Genomic DNA, 16,016 nt, shown 5'->3' on the forward strand with positions numbered 1-16,016 from the left:
AAGGAGGTGCTTTGCCATGAAACTTCATGAACTAAAACCAGCGCCGGGATCCCGAAAGAAAGCTGTGCGCGTCGGCCGCGGGATCGGTTCGGGCAACGGCAAAACGTCCGGCCGCGGTCAAAAAGGTCAAAATGCCCGCTCAGGTGGAGGAGTTCGTCTTGGGTTTGAAGGCGGTCAAACTCCGCTGTTCCGCCGTTTGCCGAAACGAGGATTTACGAACATCAATCGGAAAGAGTATGCGGTTGTGAATCTGGAAAAACTGAATCGTTTTGAAGACGGAACGGAAGTGACGCCGGAATTGCTTCTTGAGACGGGCGTCATCAGCAAGTTGAAATCGGGTGTGAAAATTTTGGGCAAAGGCCAAATCGAGAAAAAGCTGACGGTCAAAGCGCATAAGTTCTCGGCATCGGCGAAAGAGGCCATTGAGGCGGCTGGCGGTAAAACTGAGGTGATTTAATGTTTCGGACAATCTCCAACTTTATGCGCGTCAGTGATATTCGAAACAAAATTATTTTCACTCTTCTTATGTTGATCGTGTTCCGCATTGGAACGTTCATCCCTGTTCCGGGCGTGAACGCGGATGTGTTAAAACTGCAAGATGAATTGAATGCATTCGGCGTCCTGAACATTTTCGGCGGCGGGGCGCTGCAAAACTTTTCGATTTTTGCCATGGGGGTTATGCCCTATATTACGGCATCGATTATCGTCCAGCTGCTGCAAATGGACGTTGTTCCCAAATTTACGGAGTGGTCGAAGCAAGGCGAGGTAGGCCGGCGTAAATTAGCTCAGTTTACCCGCTATTTCACGGTCGTGCTCGGGTTTATCCAAGCCATCGGCATGTCGTACGGCTTTAACAACTTGGCTGGCGGGATGCTCATTCGAAATCCGGGCATCGGCACGTATTTGTTGATCGCGGTTGTCTTGACCGCCGGCACCGCATTTTTAATGTGGCTCGGCGAACAGATCACCGCGAAAGGCGTGGGCAATGGCATTTCGATCATTATTTTCGCCGGGATTGTCTCAGGCATTCCGACGGTCTTGAACCAAATTTACGCCCAACAGTTTGAAAATGTCGGGGAAGATGTGTTTTTGCGCATCGTCCGGCTCCTGCTTGTGGCGTTGGCGGTCGTTGCCGTCATCGTTGGTGTCATTTACATCCAGCAGGCGTTCCGGAAAATTCCGATTCAATACGCAAAGCGGCTTGAGGGCCGAAGCCCGGTGGGCGGCCACTCGACTCATTTGCCGCTCAAAGTGAACCCAGCGGGAGTCATTCCGGTCATTTTCGCTGTATCGTTTTTGATTGCACCACCGACCATTGCATCGTTTTTTGGCACGAATGATGTAACATTGTGGATTCGCCGAACGTTTGATTATACGCACCCGGTTGGGATGATCATTTACGTCGTGCTCATCATCGCGTTTACGTACTTTTATGCGTTTGTTCAAGTCAATCCGGAGCAGATGGCGGACAACTTGAAAAAACAAGGCGGCTACATCCCAGGTATTCGCCCTGGGAAAAACACACAAGAGTACGTGACGAGAATTTTATACCGGCTGACGCTGGTCGGATCAATCTTTTTGGCGGTTGTCGCTGTGCTGCCGGTGTTCTTTGTGAACTTTGCCAACTTGCCGTCTTCCGCACGAATCGGCGGTACGAGCTTGCTTATTGTCGTCGGCGTGGCGCTTGAGACGATGAAGCAGCTTGAGAGCCAGCTGGTGAAACGCCATTACCGTGGATTCATCAAATAAAGAAGGCAAGAACGGACGTCCCTTGCCGATAGGGGGAGTTAGGATGAATTTAGTGCTGATGGGGCTGCCGGGTGCCGGCAAAGGCACGCAGGCCGGGAAAATTGTCGAGGCTTACGGAATTCCGCATATTTCAACGGGAGATATGTTTCGAGCGGCGATCAAAGAAGGGACGCCGTTAGGGTTGCAGGCAAAGCAGTATATGGACCGCGGTGATCTTGTGCCGGATGAGGTGACGATCGGCATCGTCCGCGAACGGCTGAGCAAAGAGGATTGCCAAAATGGTTTTTTGCTCGATGGATTCCCGCGCACGGTCGCCCAAGCAGAAGCGCTTGAGAGGTTGCTTTCGGAAATCGGGCGCAAGCTTGACTATGTCATCCATATCGACGTTCGCCAAGAGGTCTTAATGGAGCGCCTGACCGGCAGACGTATTTGCCGCAACTGCGGAGCAACGTACCATCTCGTTTTTCATCCGCCGGCGAAACCGGGCGTATGCGATAAATGCGGTGGCGATCTGTACCAGCGCCCCGATGATAATGAAGCAACGGTGGCCAATCGGCTTGAGGTGAATATGAAACAAATGAAGCCGCTCCTCGATTTTTACGAGCAAAAAGGCTATTTGCGCCACATTAACGGCGAACAGGAAATGGAAAAGGTGTTTGCTGATATTTGTGAAGTGCTCGGGGGACTTGCTCGATGATTCGTTGCAAAACCGCGCAGGAAATTGCTTTGATGCGCGAGGCGGGAAAAATCGTTTTCCTTACATTGAAAGAATTGCAAAAGCACATTCGTCCCGGGATCACAACAAAGGAACTGGACGCCATCGCGGAGGAAGTGATTCGTTCCCATGGCGCCATTCCGTCGTTTAAAGGGTATCAAGGGTTTCCAGGGAGCATTTGCGCCTCGGTGAATGAAGAGCTTGTGCACGGGATTCCCAGCGGCCGCGCATTGCGGGAAGGCGATATTATTACGATTGATGTCGGCGCGCAGTATGAAGGCTATCACGCCGACTCGGCCTGGACGTATCCGGTCGGGGAGATTGACGCCGAGACGAAACGGTTGCTTGACGTGACAGAGCAATCGCTGTACGTCGGGCTCGCCGAGGCAAAACCGGGCGCTCGTTTAACGAACATCTCCCATGCGATTCAAACGTATGTCGAAGCGCATCACTTTTCCGTTGTTCGCGAGTATGTCGGGCATGGAATTGGTCAACACTTACATGAAGACCCACAAATCCCACATTATGGGCCACCGAACAAAGGCCCGATTTTGCGGCCAGGGATGGCGCTGTGCATCGAACCGATGGTCAATGCCGGCAGCCGTTACGTGAAAACGTTGGCCGACGATTGGACCGTCGTCACGGCCGATGGAAAACGGTGCGCCCATTTCGAACATACGATTGTCATTACAGAAGATGGCTGCGAAATTTTAACACATTGTGGAAATGAGTCTCCCACTTCATAAGTGGGAAGGGGTAAACGTCTTCTCGATCATCATGGATATCACGTTCGGTTTTGCGCAACACAATGTTACTCATTCGAAGGAGGGAGAGCCGCTCGATGGCGAAAGATGATGTAATTGAAGTGGAAGGCACCGTCATCGAAACATTGCCAAATGCGATGTTTCGTGTAGAATTAGAAAATGGGCACACGGTGTTGGCTCATGTATCCGGCAAGATCCGCATGCATTTCATTCGCATTTTGCCTGGCGACCGGGTGACGGTGGAGCTGTCGCCGTATGATTTGACGCGTGGACGGATCACGTATCGATATAAATAAAGGAATGCACTCCGTTCAATTAGGGAGGTAAACAACATGAAAGTAAGACCATCTGTCAAACCGATTTGCGAAAAGTGCAAAGTTATTCGCAGACGCGGCAAAGTCATGATCATTTGTGAAAATCCGAAGCATAAACAACGCCAAGGGTAATTTTCAAGGAGGTGTATCATATGGCACGCATTGCAGGTGTCGATATTCCGCGTGATAAACGGGTAGTCATTTCGTTAACATACATTTATGGGATCGGCAAACCGACAGCACAAAAAATCTTAAAAGAAGCTGGCGTATCGGAAGACACACGCGTTCGCGACTTAACGGAAGAAGAGCTTGGCCGCATTCGTGAAATCGTCGGCCGCTTAAAAGTGGAAGGCGATTTGCGGCGTGAAGTATCGTTAAATATTAAACGGTTGATGGAGATCGGCTGCTATCGTGGTCTTCGCCATCGCCGCGGATTGCCGGTTCGCGGCCAAAACACGAAAAACAATGCCCGCACGCGCAAAGGTCCGCGCCGCACGGTAGCGAACAAGAAAAAATAATTACGCAAAGGAGGTCATTTGACGAATGGCACGCAGAACAAACACTCGTAAACGCCGGGTAAGAAAAAATATTGATACAGGCATCGCCCATATCCGTTCAACGTTCAACAACACGATCGTGACGATTACGGATGTTCATGGCAACGCCATTGCTTGGGCGAGCGCTGGTTCGCTGGGGTTTAAAGGTTCGCGCAAATCAACGCCGTTTGCGGCGCAAATGGCGGCTGAAGCAGCAGCGAAAGCGTCGATGGAGCATGGCATGAAAACGGTCGAAGTGAACGTCAAAGGTCCGGGGGCTGGCCGCGAGGCAGCGATCCGTGCATTGCAAGCAGCCGGGTTGGAAATTACGGCGATCAAAGACGTCACTCCAATCCCGCACAATGGATGCCGTCCGCCAAAACGTCGCCGCGTGTAACGCCCCTGTATAGAATTTGCACCATTGTCAATAATGGGATATGATAAAGACCATGGCAGGCAAGCGTAAAGAGAGATTCATGGGGGAATGTTGTTAGGCGTGTACCGTTTGATCGGGGTCTCGACGTTTTGAAGGAGGGTATAATAATCGATGATTGAAATTGAAAAGCCGAAAATTGAAACGGTCGAACTGAGCGAAGATGCCAAATATGGCAAATTCGTCGTCGAACCGCTTGAGCGTGGATATGGTACAACCTTAGGGAACTCCTTGCGTCGTATCCTATTGTCTTCACTCCCTGGTGCAGCTGTAACATCGGTGCAAATCGACGGCGTCTTGCATGAGTTTTCAACGATTGACGGCGTCGTTGAAGATGTGACAGCTATCATTTTGAATATCAAAAAACTAGCGTTGAAAATTTATTCAGACGAAGAGAAAACGTTGGAGATTGATGTGCAGGGTGAAGGAGTTGTCACGGCTGCCGATATCACTCACGACAGCGATGTAGAAATTTTAAACCCGGACCTTCATATCGCGACGCTGGCGGAAGGCGGCCGCCTGCGCATGCGCATGACCGCCAAGCGGGGGCGCGGATATGTTCCTGCTGAGGCGAATAAGCGCGAAGACCAGCCCATCGGCGTCATTCCGATCGATTCCATTTATACGCCGGTCTCCCGAGTTTCCTATCAAGTCGAGAATACAAGGGTCGGCCAAGTGACGGACTATGACAAGCTGACCATTGATGTGTGGACGGATGGAAGCATCGGGCCGAAAGAGGCCATTTCCCTTGGAGCGAAAATTTTAACGGAGCACCTGAACATTTTTGTCGGCTTGACGGATGAGGCGCAAAATGCGGAGATCATGGTGGAGAAAGAGGATGATCAAAAAGAAAAAGTGCTCGAAATGACGATCGAGGAACTCGATCTTTCGGTTCGTTCCTACAATTGCTTGAAGCGAGCCGGCATCAACACTGTTCAAGAACTGACGCAAAAAACGGAAGAAGATATGATGAAAGTGCGCAACCTCGGCCGCAAGTCGCTTGAGGAAGTGAAAGCGAAACTGGCTGAGCTTGGCCTCAGCCTGCGCAAAGACGACTAAGTGCCGGCCTCCGCCGGCAAGCCGGAAACACACTTTCACCATATCGCTTTGATGATGACCACCATGAGGAACACATCACTTTAAAAGGGAGGGACATTTGATGTCGTACAGAAAATTAGGACGCACGACTTCGCAACGAAAAGCACTGCTTCGCGACTTGGCAACAGACTTAATCATCAACGAACGCATTGAAACGACGGAAGCGCGGGCGAAAGAACTGCGCTCGGTCATGGAAAAAATGATTACGCTCGGCAAACGCGGCGATTTGCATGCCCGCCGCCAAGCAGCGGCATTCATCCGCAAGGAGGTCGCCAACAGCGAAACCGGCCAGGATGCGTTGCAAAAGCTGTTCAGCGACATTGCGCCGCGCTACCAAGATCGCCAAGGCGGCTATACGCGCATTATGAAACTTGGTCCTCGCCGCGGTGACGGGGCGCCGATGGTCATTATTGAACTCGTGTAACGGTTTCATTTCAACAAGGGCGAGACAGTTTCGTTTGAACTGGATCTATGCCCTTTTTTTGTTTACCATCATTTAGCAGGCTGCGTTTGCAACGCGGCGAAGCAAGGGGAAACGATCATGGCCGAACCAATCTTGTCGATCGAGGGAGTGTCCTTTCGCTATCCAAATCAATCCGACTATGCGGTGCAAAACGTCAGCTTCACGGCCGAGCGCGGGGAGTGGTTAGCGATCGTCGGCCATAACGGATCCGGCAAATCGACCATCGCTCGGATGCTGATCGGCTTGCTTCGGCCGGAGCGGGGCGCCATTCGCTTGTTTGGACGCCTTTTGAACGACGCAACCGTTTGGGAGGTGCGCCGCCGCGTCGGCCTTGTGTTCCAGAACCCGGACAACCAGTTTGTCGGTGCGACCGTGGAAGACGACATCGCTTTTGCCCTTGAAAACAACGGCATTCCGCGCTTGGAAATGGTCGAGCGCATTCGCGAGGCCATTCGCCAAGTCCATATGGAGCCGTTTCTCCATTATGAGCCGCACCGGTTGTCTGGGGGGCAAAAACAGCGCGTCGCCATCGCCGGCATTTTGGCGCTCCGCCCCGATATGATCATTTTGGATGAAGCGACATCGATGCTTGACCCGCGTGGAAGGGAAGAAGTGCTTGAGACGGTGCGCCGCCTGAACCGCCAGCAGCGCATTACCGTCTTGTCAATTACCCATGATTTGGAAGAGGCAGCGAAGGCGGACCGCCTCATTGTGATGAACAAAGGCGAAGTGATGGCAGAAGGGACGCCGGAGCAAATCTTTCGGCTCGGAAGCAAGCTCGAGCGCATCGGTCTTGATTTGCCGTTTGCCGTGAAAATGGGCAGCCGCTTGCGGGAACGAGGCATTCCGCTTCGGATTGGGTATTTTACGACAGAGGAGTTGGTCGAGGAGCTATGGACATTGTATTCGAAAAAGTAGAGCATGTGTACAACGCCCGTTCACCGCTTGCCCGTCGGGCGCTCTATGATGTCAATGTCGCCATCCGAAGCGGGGCGTACGTCGCCGTGGTTGGGCATACGGGCTCAGGAAAATCGACTCTCCTTCAGCATTTAAACGGGTTGCTGCAGCCGACAAGCGGAGCGGTGAAGATCGGCGAAGAGACGATCACGAGCCATAAGCGGCCAAAGCAGCTGAAACCGCTGCGCAAAAAGGTCGGGGTCGTCTTCCAGTTCCCGGAGCACCAGTTGTTTGAAGAAACGGTGGAGAAAGATATTTGTTTTGGCCCGCTCAATTTTGGCGTGCCGGAAGACGAGGCGAAGCGGAAGGCGCGGGAGCTCATTAAGCTCGTCGGATTGAGTGAAGACGTATTGGTGAGATCGCCGTTTGATTTGAGCGGAGGGCAAATGCGGCGCGTCGCCATCGCCGGCGTGCTCGCGCTCGAGCCGGAAGTGCTCGTGCTCGATGAACCGACCGCAGGCCTTGATCCGCGCGGGCGCAAAGAGATGATGGAGATGTTTTATCGCCTCCATCGGGAAAAGCAGTTGACGACGGTCCTCGTCACCCACAGCATGGAGGACGCCGCCCGGTACGCCGATGAAATCATCGTCATGCATGAAGGAACGGTATGGGGCCACGGAACGCCGGAAGAGATCTTTCGAGACGCTGACAAACTGGCTGCCATCGGTTTGAGTGTGCCGGAAACGGTCAAATTGAAACAGCAGCTCGAAAAGCGGTTCGGCGTTGTCATTCCGTCGCCATGCTTGACGTTGGAACAGACAGCGGAAGCCATCCAGCAATTGTTCGCCAAAGGTGAGCGTCCATGACGAATCATTTGATTATCGGCCAATATGTGCCTGGTCATTCCGTCATTCATCGCTTAGACCCGCGCGCCAAACTATTGATCGTGTTTGCTTACGTCCTGATCGTCTTTTTGGCGAACAATGCGGCGACGTATGCACTGCTGTCGCTGTTTGCGTTTGCCTTTGCAGCGCTGTCTCGCATCCCGTTTTCGTTCATTGCCCGCGGCTTGAAACCGATTTTATGGGTCGTTTTGTTTACATTGCTGTTGCATCTATTCATGACGAAAGAAGGAGACGTCATCTACCAAATCGGTGCGCTCTCTGTATATGAAGGCGGCATCAAGCAAGGGGTCTTTATTTCCCTAAGGTTTTTGCTCCTTGTATTGATGACGACGATGTTGACGTTGACGACGACGCCGATTGAAGTGACCGATGGCGTCGAAAGCTTGCTTGGGCCGCTCAAAAAGATGCGCGTTCCTGTCCATGAGCTCGCCTTGATGATGGCCATTTCGCTTCGATTCATTCCAACGTTGATGGAAGAGACGGAAAAAATTATGAAAGCACAGGCGGCCCGCGGCGTTGATTTTTCTGGCGGCCGTTTTTCCGAACGGATGAAAGCCATTGTCTCACTGCTTGTGCCTCTGTTTATCAGCTCGTTCAAACGAGCCGATGAGCTGGCGACAGCCATGGAGGCGCGCGGCTACCGCGGCGGGGAAGGGCGGACGAAATTCCGCCAGCTCGCTTGGAAGCCGGTGGACACCGTGTTTTTAGCGGCCGTGGCGCTGCTTTTTGCATTGCTTTGTCTATTACGATCATAGCGGAGGAAGGCCATGACAACACGGATCAAATGCATCATTGCCTATGATGGCACCCACTTTTCCGGCTACCAAATCCAGCCGGGAAAGCGGACGGTGCAAGGCGAGTTTGAGGAAGTGCTTCGGCGGATGCATAAAGGGACAAAAGTGCGTGTGGCGGCTTCGGGAAGGACGGATGCCGGCGTTCATGCCTATGGCCAAGTGATCCACTTTGATACGTCGCTTTCCCTTTCCTCGGAGCAGTGGAAAAAGGCGTTGAACGCCCAGCTGCCGGATGATATCGTCGTTCGCTTTGTACAGGAGGCCGATGCAGACTTCCACGCCCGTTTTTCGGCGAAAGCGAAAGAATACCGCTATAAAGTATGGACGGCTGCCGAGCGCGACGTGTTTCGCCGCCATTATTGCGCATGGCATCCATATTCGCTTCATATCAGCGCGATGAACGAGGCGCTTGGTTTGCTTCATGGAACGCACGATTTTACAAGCTTTTGTTCCGCCAAAACGTCGATCGAAGACCGGGTGCGCACCATGTATCGGGCTGAAGTGAAGGCCGACGGCCCGATGCTCGAGTTTCGGTTTGTCGGCAGCGGCTTTTTATACAACATGGTGCGCATTATCGTTGGCACGGTGTTGGAGATCGGTCAAGGGAAGCGTTCTCCCGCCGACATTTCGATGTTGCTTGCGGCGAAAGATCGGCGCCTCGCGGGTCCAACCGCGCCGGCCGAAGGGCTGTATTTATGGCGCGTATACTATGAGGATGAATGTTTGGACCACTCATTGGCGTACGGCTGATGGTTTTCCCCCGGCTTTTTAAGATAACGAGTCCTTGTGTAACATCTTCTTGACATTGGCGCGCCGGCAAGCTATTATATCATATGGCATGTATTTTCCACGATTAGCCCCGGACCATAATCGTGTTGAAATAAACGACCATTTGTTTGTTCATTTTTTTATTTTAGGAGGGAACTGCATTGCGTACGACTTATATGGCGAAACCGAATGAAGTAGAGCGTAAATGGTACGTTGTCGACGCAGCTGGCAAAACGTTAGGCCGCTTAGCCAGCGAAGTAGCGGCGCTGTTGCGCGGCAAACATAAACCGACGTTCACTCCGCATGTTGACTGCGGAGATCACGTCATCGTCATCAATGCGGACAAAGTTGAACTGACTGGGAAAAAGTTGACGAAAAAACTGTACTATCGCCACAGCTTATATCCGGGTGGCTTAAAAGTAAGAACAGCGCTGGAAATGCGTACGAACTACCCGGAACAAATGATCGAACGTGCGGTGCGCGGCATGCTTCCAAAAGGCAGCCTCGGCCGGCAAATGTTCAAAAAGTTGCACGTTTACCGTGGAAGCGAACATCCGCATCAAGCACAAAAACCAGAAGTGTATGAACTTCGCGGATAATCATAAGGGAGGGTATGATTTTGGCACAAGTACAATATTACGGCACAGGTCGTCGCAAAAGCTCGGTCGCCCGTGTCCGCCTTGTCCCGGGCGATGGCCGCATCATTGTCAATAAGCGTGACATTCGCGAGTACATCCCGACGGAAGCGCTCATCGAAATGGTCAAACAGCCGCTCGTATTGACGGAAACGCTTGGCAGCTACGACGTTTTGGTGAATGTCCAAGGCGGCGGATTTGCCGGCCAAGCCGGTGCGATTCGCCATGGCATCGCCCGTGCGTTGCTTGAAGTCGATCCGGAGTTCCGCACGGTGCTGAAACGGGCCGGTTTGCTGACGCGCGATGCTCGCGTTAAAGAACGCAAAAAATACGGGCTCAAAGGCGCCCGCCGCGCTCCGCAATTCTCGAAACGTTAATCGCGTGATGTTCCAACCCAGCCGATTTGGCTGGGTTTTTTGCTTATTTCTGCCTTTCGCCCGCGCGTATGATTGTGAGCGATCGTTAGACACTACATCGTAAAGGAGCGTGAAAGACGATGACAGTCATCACTTCATTGGCGGAAAAAAGGCAGGAAAAGCAGCTTCGCTATGAACGGAACATGTTGCGCGAACTGTCGCTTGAGAAATTACGGACCAAAGCGCTTGAGCACTTTGTTCCGTTTTATACGGCGTATCGGATGTTCCCATCCGTTGTGGAGGAAGGCTGCATTGATCTGGCCATTGAAGCGTATTTGCTCGGCGCTCGCTACAGCCGATTCGGCTATTATGGGGAGCCTGCGGCCAGCGTACGCTGTCGATGTGCTCAAGAAGAAAAATATTTGATCGATACGCTGTTTGATTTTCTTTGCTTTTGGGGCAATATCGACAACGATTTCCTCAGCCAGTCGCTGTATGACGCGTGTGAACAATATATCGGCAACTGGTGGACGGAAGGATTTGAGCGGGGCAAAAAACGGCATCGTCTAAAACTTCGCTGAATGAGTTCTATTCCCGCGCCTTGTCCCATATAAGATAGAGAAGGGAAACGTGCGGGAGGAGAAACAATGAAAGAAAAATGGAAGTGGCTGGTCGCTTTTGCTGCCGTCGCCCTTATGAGCACTTTGCTATTTCCGTCTTTATTTTCCGATTTGACATCAACAAAACCATGGAATCTCCCATTATCGGGGAGAATCATCGTATTGGACCCCGGCCATGGTGGGCCGGACGGCGGCGCCGTCGGTGGTGAGGCGGTGGAAAAGGACATCGCGCTCAACGTGGCGAAAAAGCTGCGCGATTATCTGCAGCAGCAAGGGGCGCTCGTCCTGATGACGCGCGAGACGGATCGGGACTTGGCCAGCCCGTCCACACGCGGCTACAGCCGACGGAAAACGGAGGATTTGCTCGAACGAACGGCTTTCGTCAATCGATCGAATGCCGATCTTTTCATCAGCATCCATCTCAACGCCATCCCGTCGCCGCGTTGGCGAGGGGCGCAGACGTTTTATTACGGGTCTTTCATCGAAAACGAGCGGCTGGCGAGATTTATCCAAGCGGAATTGCGGCGCAATTTGGAGAACACCCATCGACTGGCAAAAATGATTGATACCGTCTATTTGCTCAAGCATGCAAAAATCCCCGGCGCGCTTGTCGAGGTTGGGTTTTTGTCGAATCCCGATGAGCGAGAGCTGCTTGTGTCTGATGGCTACCAAACGAAGCTGGCCGCCTCGATTTATAAAGGAGTGCTCCGCTACTTTTCCAATGAACATACGCCTCGCGAGTAGCGGGGATTTTTTAAGGTCGGAACAGAGGAGACAGATAGCCGACCGGCCTTGTTTCGCCAAAAGGAATTCGAAATTCCCCTTTTTCAACCGCGGGGACGTGCGGGAGCAAGTCAAACATGGCGGCCGTCTGCCGATTTATGGTATGATAACACATAGAAATGACCATTGATTTGCAAAAGGGTTGGTGAATACGATGTTGACGGAAACTGAAGTGCGCGCCATTCTTGAAAAGATGAAAGATCCCTTTTTAAACAAAACGTTTAAAGAGACGAATGCCATTCAAGAAATCAAAATTAAGGAAGAGAAAAACCATGTCAGCGTGAAAATCGCGCTCGCCAAAACCGGAACGCCCGAGCAGCTTCGCGTGCAAACGGCGATCGTCGAGCAGCTGAAAGATGCGGGTGCTGCAACGGTCGGGCTGCGGTTCGCCGAACTGCCGCGCGATGTGGTGGAGAAATATAGCGAAAACAAGCAAAAAACGACGTATATCGCCATTGCTAGCGGCAAAGGTGGTGTCGGCAAGTCGACCGTTTCTGTCAATTTGGCGGTGGCGCTCGCCCGGCTCGGCAAAAAAGTCGGGTTGATTGACGCGGACATTTACGGGTTCAGTGTTCCGGACATGATGGGAATCACCGAGCGCCCGACGGTGAGGGGCGACAAAATCATCCCGGTCGAACGGTTTGGCGTAAAAGTCATTTCGATGGCCTTTTTCGTCGAGGATAACGCCCCGGTCATTTGGCGCGGCCCGATGCTTGGGAAAATGTTGAACAACTTTTTCAAAGAGGTCGAATGGGGAGACTTGGATTACTTGCTGCTTGACTTGCCGCCTGGTACGGGCGACGTCGCCTTGGACGTCCATACGCTCTTGCCGTCGTGCAAAGAAATTATCGTCACGACTCCGCATCCGACCGCTGCGTTTGTCGCTGCCCGCGCTGGGGCAATGGCGTTGCGCACCGAACATGAAATTATCGGCGTGATCGAAAATATGTCGTACTACGAGAGCCGGAAAACAGGGGAGCGGGAGTATGTCTTCGGCAAGGGTGGCGGAGAAAAGCTGGCCAAAGAGCTGCAAACCGAGCTGTTAGGGCAGCTGCCGCTTCAGCAGCCGGATTGGAACGACGACGACTTCGCTCCGTCCGTTTACGCAGAAGATCATCCGATCGGGAAAATTTATATGGATATCGCCCGCAAAATCGTTGCGAAATATTAATCGGTTTCACAAAAAGCGTCCGATGGCGAGAAACCGCCGATTAGAGCGTTGGCGGTTTTCAGCGCACGGACGCTTTTTGCTTGATTAACCTCCTCCGCCTTGTTGGTTGCCGGTGCTTTCTTCTCCCTCTCCCCCTTCCCCTCCGCCTTCTTCTTGTTTTTCTCCGCCTTGCTGAACCTTTTCAGCTGCTTTCATCAACATATCTTGAATTTTCGCCTGATACAGCGGGCTGTTCAACGTTTCCGTGATCACCTTTTGCAAATGCTGGCGGAACTCTTTGCTTTTTAAGACATCGACCATGGCTTTTTCCATTTCTGGATCTTTTAAAATATCGATCATCAGCGCCTGGTAATCGGGATCTTTCATGAGCGCCTTCATCATTTTTTCATGTTCTGCTTGCAGCCCTTTGGCAAAACTTTCAGCGAATTTCGGGTCTTTTAACGCACTTTCCCAGAACTTTTTTCCTTGATCGGATGTCAGCATTTGTTGCAGCGTTTCTTTTACAGCTTTTTGATCTATGACTAGTTGCTGCTTCATCTGATCTTCCGACATAATATCTTGAATCGCCTTTTTCCCCTCGTCGGTTTTTAAAATGTCAACAACCATCTTTTTCGTTTCGTCATAATCCGGGGGAGGGGGGCTGATTTCTTGAGGGGCACAGGAACCAAGAACGAGAAAACTGAGCAAGAGGAGCGGTAGGCATTTGTTCATGAAAGTGAGCTCCTTTCTGCAAAAATCCCTCACCCTTAATATGAATGTTGGCGAAAAAAATATACATGGGGGAGATCGGAGCTGGCTTTTTCACAAGGGCGCTGGTAAAATGGTAAGCGGGTTATGCTGAAATGATGGAGGATGAAGCTGTGAACAGCCGCAAATGGGTGCGTTTATTTTTATCGACGCTGCTGATCGGCGGCATCGCCACGGCGGCCGTCGGCATTGTTTTCAACTGGGAAGAATTCGGGCGCTTGCTGTTGCGCCTGGAAATGGTCGAATTTATGGCTGTTTTGTTATGGCATATCGGTGTTGGCTTTATTTTCAGCGTCATCAGTCAGGCGGGGTTTTTTGCTTATTTAACCGTCCACCGGTTCGGGCTTGGCATCTTCCGTTCGCTATGGAACGCTGTGCAGGTTGTTTTGATCATGTTCGTGCTGTTCGATTTAGTGTATTTCCGCTACATGGCGTTTGCGGACAAGGGCGATTCAATCATTCCGTATCTATTGACCGCATTGTTCATTTTGGTGGTTGGTCTCGTTGTTGCCTACGTCAAGAGCGCACAGACGAACAAAGGGGCGTTCGTTCCGGCTTTGTTCTTTATGGTCGTCGTTACGGTCATTGAATGGTTTCCCGTGTTGCGCATCAACGACCGTGATTGGCTGTATTTGATGTTGATTCCTTTATTAGTATGCAATGCATACCAGCTTCTTATACTGCATAAATTGACAGGCGGCGCGAAACAATAAAGAAAGCAAGGCGCCGCCTGTTTTCTTATGGCAGCCGCGAAAAAAACGGCGTGTTCGCCAAAAGCCAATCATTCCAATTGGCGGCTTGTCTGCCGCCGCAATCCAACCGCACCGGCGCAGGCCGCTGTCGGAACGTGTCACTCGATCCCGCGGCTTTCGGCTTCGCCATTCGCCAACAGCTCGGAGAGGTTGACGTTTTTGTAGCCGTTTTCTTTCATGGAAGCGATAATTTTCGGCAGCGCTTTGGCTGTCTGTTTTGCCGAATCAGATGCGTGAAGGAGCACGATATCGCCCGGTTCCAGGTCCCTCGTGACGTTCTCAACAATTTGGTCTGTCCCAGGGTTGAGCCAGTCTTTCGAGTCAATGCTCCAATGGACGACAGTGTAGCCGAGGGACTGAGCAACCTTTAACACATTTTTGTTGAAGTTCCCCCCAGGGGGGCGCAGCAGCTCAACCTGTTTCATTCCCAACATGTCAAACACTTTTTTCGCCATCATTAAATCTTGACGGATTTTGGCGTTCTCAAGTTCCGTATAGTTGACAAAGTTATATCCCATACTGCCAATCTCATGCCCCTCCTCTTTGATCCGCTTCACCACGGCTGGATGGCGTTCGGCCCATGAGGCGGATAAGAAAAAGGTCGCGTTTTGAATCCCATGCTGCTTCAAGACATCCAAAATTTTGTCTGCATTCTCATCTCCCCAGCTGATATCGAACGTCAACGCCACCTCATTGCGGGCGTTGTCCACTTTATATACCGCCTTCGGCCCAGAAGGAAGCGAAAAAACGGGACGGTTCATTTCATAAGCGTACAAGACAACGGCGGTGAAAAAGGCGGAGCAGATAATAATGAGAACTTTTTTCAGCGTCCGTCCGTTCAACGCGTAAAACATGACATCGGCCCCCTTTTTTGCATTGTAAAATCGTTGTCCTAATAACATCTTATGCGGACAGCCATGGCGGTTATGAAACTTATTTGCCAGTCCTCTTACCGTCGAAGAGATGGAGGAAGCCTAAAGGAACGGTCTGGCGTCGGTTCTTGAAATTCCCTTAAAAAAGATATTGCATTTTTGATTGGTAAGTGGTATATTAAAAATCGTCGCTAATCCGACAGAGTGTTCGATAGCGGTGAGTGACGAAAAGCAACGGAAAAGATCTTGACAAGAAAAAAGAGGCATGTTAGTATAAAAGAGCTGTTTGCAATAGGAAGCTTCAACTATTCTTCAGTTCAAGACTGCAAATCAGCAGAGAAGTTGTTTCAATGCAGCAACTTTGCGCCTGTGTCTTCTAGTGAATTCGGGGGAATTGGGTTCCTCGACGCAAGACTGCAACGAAGCAAGTTCAAGAAGAGGTCTCGTTCCTTGAAAACTGAACGAAACGAAGCGCGAAAGAAAAGCTGAGGCCCGCGGGTCGCCGCGATGGGCAAATGTTCTTCGCCTGCAGGGATTTACAATCCCGAAGGCGAAGGTGATTTGACCCCGAGCGGCGGCGGGCCGAAGCTGGACAATACGAAAAGCGGAGGCCGCTTTGGCCGAAGTTGGACAATGCGAAAAGC

Annotated in this window: 22 protein-coding genes; 20 read left to right on the top strand and 2 right to left on the bottom strand. The window is 51.6% G+C overall.

Annotated elements, in window-relative coordinates; all coding sequences use genetic code 11:
* The first annotated feature begins 16 nt into the window (after window positions 1-16).
* From rplO to salA, 19 genes are all read left to right on the top strand, one after another.
* Window positions 17-457 carry a 50S ribosomal protein L15 gene (gene rplO / locus GZ1_RS11635; RefSeq protein ID WP_013143982.1) on the top strand — a complete coding sequence of 147 codons (441 nt, stop codon included), beginning with the start codon at window positions 17-19 and terminating at the stop codon, window positions 455-457.
* Window positions 457-1,749: a preprotein translocase subunit SecY gene (secY, locus tag GZ1_RS11640; protein WP_011229639.1), complete on the top strand. Its 1,293-nt coding sequence runs from the start codon at window positions 457-459 to the stop codon at window positions 1,747-1,749. Before rplO ends, secY begins: the two co-directional genes overlap by 1 nt.
* 43 nt (window positions 1,750-1,792) lie before the next feature.
* Window positions 1,793-2,446, top strand: a complete 654-nt coding sequence (locus tag GZ1_RS11645) for an adenylate kinase (RefSeq protein ID WP_014194603.1) — start codon at window positions 1,793-1,795, stop codon at window positions 2,444-2,446.
* The gene (gene map / locus GZ1_RS11650; RefSeq protein WP_012820493.1) at window positions 2,443-3,210 is read left to right on the top strand and encodes a type I methionyl aminopeptidase; all 768 of its coding nucleotides are present in this window, start codon (window positions 2,443-2,445) and stop codon (window positions 3,208-3,210) included. Before GZ1_RS11645 ends, map begins: the two co-directional genes overlap by 4 nt.
* Window positions 3,211-3,305: 95 nt before the next feature.
* Window positions 3,306-3,524: a translation initiation factor IF-1 gene (gene infA, locus GZ1_RS11655; RefSeq protein WP_011229642.1), complete on the top strand. Its 219-nt coding sequence runs from the start codon at window positions 3,306-3,308 to the stop codon at window positions 3,522-3,524.
* A gap of 36 nt (window positions 3,525-3,560) precedes the next feature.
* Window positions 3,561-3,674: a 50S ribosomal protein L36 gene (gene rpmJ / locus GZ1_RS11660; RefSeq protein WP_011229643.1), complete on the top strand. Its 114-nt coding sequence runs from the start codon at window positions 3,561-3,563 to the stop codon at window positions 3,672-3,674.
* Window positions 3,675-3,694: 20 nt separating this feature from the next.
* The gene (gene rpsM / locus GZ1_RS11665) at window positions 3,695-4,060 is read left to right on the top strand and encodes a 30S ribosomal protein S13 (protein ID WP_008881920.1); all 366 of its coding nucleotides are present in this window, start codon (window positions 3,695-3,697) and stop codon (window positions 4,058-4,060) included.
* A 25-nt stretch (window positions 4,061-4,085) separates the two neighbouring features.
* Window positions 4,086-4,475, top strand: coding sequence for a 30S ribosomal protein S11 (rpsK, locus tag GZ1_RS11670; protein WP_011229644.1), 390 nt, complete (start codon window positions 4,086-4,088; stop codon window positions 4,473-4,475).
* Between the two features lie 150 nt (window positions 4,476-4,625).
* Window positions 4,626-5,570, top strand: a complete 945-nt coding sequence (locus GZ1_RS11675; RefSeq protein WP_011229645.1) for a DNA-directed RNA polymerase subunit alpha — start codon at window positions 4,626-4,628, stop codon at window positions 5,568-5,570.
* Between the two features lie 100 nt (window positions 5,571-5,670).
* Window positions 5,671-6,033, top strand: coding sequence for a 50S ribosomal protein L17 (gene rplQ / locus GZ1_RS11680; protein ID WP_011229646.1), 363 nt, complete (start codon window positions 5,671-5,673; stop codon window positions 6,031-6,033).
* A gap of 117 nt (window positions 6,034-6,150) precedes the next feature.
* A complete protein-coding gene (locus tag GZ1_RS11685; protein ID WP_014194604.1) occupies window positions 6,151-6,990 on the top strand; it encodes an energy-coupling factor ABC transporter ATP-binding protein in 840 nt (279 codons plus the stop codon).
* Entirely contained in the window at window positions 6,966-7,835 is an 870-nt protein-coding gene (locus tag GZ1_RS11690) for an energy-coupling factor ABC transporter ATP-binding protein (RefSeq protein ID WP_060788514.1), read from the top strand. Before GZ1_RS11685 ends, GZ1_RS11690 begins: the two co-directional genes overlap by 25 nt.
* The gene (locus tag GZ1_RS11695; protein WP_060788515.1) at window positions 7,832-8,629 is read left to right on the top strand and encodes an energy-coupling factor transporter transmembrane component T family protein; all 798 of its coding nucleotides are present in this window, start codon (window positions 7,832-7,834) and stop codon (window positions 8,627-8,629) included. Before GZ1_RS11690 ends, GZ1_RS11695 begins: the two co-directional genes overlap by 4 nt.
* A 12-nt stretch (window positions 8,630-8,641) precedes the next feature.
* Window positions 8,642-9,418 (top strand): tRNA pseudouridine(38-40) synthase TruA, encoded by a 777-nt coding sequence (gene truA, locus GZ1_RS11700; protein ID WP_060788516.1) that lies wholly within the window; start codon window positions 8,642-8,644, stop codon window positions 9,416-9,418.
* Window positions 9,419-9,597: 179 nt separating this feature from the next.
* Window positions 9,598-10,035 (top strand): 50S ribosomal protein L13, encoded by a 438-nt coding sequence (rplM, locus tag GZ1_RS11705; RefSeq protein WP_011229651.1) that lies wholly within the window; start codon window positions 9,598-9,600, stop codon window positions 10,033-10,035.
* A gap of 20 nt (window positions 10,036-10,055) precedes the next feature.
* A complete protein-coding gene (gene rpsI / locus GZ1_RS11710) occupies window positions 10,056-10,448 on the top strand; it encodes a 30S ribosomal protein S9 (RefSeq protein WP_011229652.1) in 393 nt (130 codons plus the stop codon).
* Window positions 10,449-10,567: 119 nt separating this feature from the next.
* Entirely contained in the window at window positions 10,568-11,008 is a 441-nt protein-coding gene (locus GZ1_RS11715; RefSeq protein WP_015373733.1) for a YbaK family protein, read from the top strand.
* Window positions 11,009-11,074: 66 nt separating this feature from the next.
* Window positions 11,075-11,791, top strand: coding sequence for an N-acetylmuramoyl-L-alanine amidase CwlD (gene cwlD / locus GZ1_RS11720; RefSeq protein WP_012820500.1), 717 nt, complete (start codon window positions 11,075-11,077; stop codon window positions 11,789-11,791).
* A 193-nt stretch (window positions 11,792-11,984) separates the two neighbouring features.
* Window positions 11,985-13,001: an iron-sulfur carrier protein/transcriptional regulator SalA gene (gene salA / locus GZ1_RS11725; protein ID WP_011229655.1), complete on the top strand. Its 1,017-nt coding sequence runs from the start codon at window positions 11,985-11,987 to the stop codon at window positions 12,999-13,001.
* An 84-nt stretch (window positions 13,002-13,085) separates the two neighbouring features.
* Here salA and gerD read toward each other — a convergent pair whose 3' ends face one another.
* Window positions 13,086-13,712, bottom strand: a complete 627-nt coding sequence (gerD, locus tag GZ1_RS11730) for a spore germination lipoprotein GerD (protein WP_014194611.1) — start codon at window positions 13,710-13,712, stop codon at window positions 13,086-13,088.
* Between the two features lie 149 nt (window positions 13,713-13,861).
* On the opposite strand from gerD, the gene GZ1_RS11735 reads away from it, so the two are divergent.
* Window positions 13,862-14,461, top strand: a complete 600-nt coding sequence (locus GZ1_RS11735) for a KinB-signaling pathway activation protein (RefSeq protein ID WP_013143992.1) — start codon at window positions 13,862-13,864, stop codon at window positions 14,459-14,461.
* Window positions 14,462-14,598: 137 nt separating this feature from the next.
* Here the strand turns inward: GZ1_RS11735 and pdaB are convergent, their stop codons facing one another.
* Complete coding sequence (pdaB, locus tag GZ1_RS11740; RefSeq protein ID WP_060788517.1) at window positions 14,599-15,354, bottom strand: polysaccharide deacetylase family sporulation protein PdaB; 756 nt, start codon at window positions 15,352-15,354, stop codon at window positions 14,599-14,601.
* Window positions 15,355-16,016: the final 662 nt, after the last annotated feature.

The organism is Geobacillus zalihae NBRC 101842 (assembly GCF_001544135.1).
Taxonomy (GTDB): domain Bacteria; phylum Bacillota; class Bacilli; order Bacillales; family Anoxybacillaceae; genus Geobacillus; species Geobacillus zalihae.